The sequence below is a fragment of the Phocaeicola coprocola DSM 17136 genome (genome assembly GCF_000154845.1).
GTDB classification, from domain to species: Bacteria; Bacteroidota; Bacteroidia; order Bacteroidales; family Bacteroidaceae; genus Phocaeicola; species Phocaeicola coprocola.
The window spans coordinates 1-775 of record NZ_DS981456.1; positions in this window are offsets into that span (position 1 = coordinate 1).

Below are 775 nucleotides of genomic sequence, written 5' to 3' on the forward strand. Positions count from 1 at the left end.
AGGGATGGTCAGACGTTCGGGAGATGAGAGATGGAGCAGATCATCGAGCGGCGGCAGGCGAGTCTGCGGGTGCGGGAGCCCGCTGTCGTATGGATCCTCGACTCGAAAAGGCGACCGGGCCGTTCACCGACGAACGCTTTGACGGCGTCCCGAAGCGTATAGCGCCCAGACGGCGCGGGTATGAGAAGGCAGGACCCGGGTAGATCACGAACATGATGGGCCCATCCGGGTACCCGGTGACCGAACCGGGTTCGTGCGAGGGATAGCAGTTTCCCATGCCCATGGAGGGCTCCCCGACTGAAGCGTATGGAGGACGAGGCGGGGGGCATCCCGAAGCGTAGCCGTTAGCGAGAGTTGCTCCACGTGGTGATGGATTGGCGCCGCAGCGGTTAATTTACGCTGGATGGAGACCCGACCGGTAGTTATTATTTATAATTTTAATATCCCGTCTTTTTTGTTGTCATGAACAACATCCCGTCTTATTCTGATCAATATTGAAAATATTCGGAGACAATCAGACTATTCATATCTCGTACACCATAAACTCAACAAATAAAACATTCGAACCAATATAATTTCACCGCATTAACCCCGTCCATGCCCTCTCCATCCCGATTATTATATTATTTGCTTTTCATACACCGTTTATGTTTTGGTCATCATTTTCTAGTTGCCTTGCTTTTTTTTTTTCACACTTTTATATTATATTCTTCTATATATCTAAATCATGTAGTATATAGTAGACGTAGCGGGGTATTACATCCCCTTTTGTTTC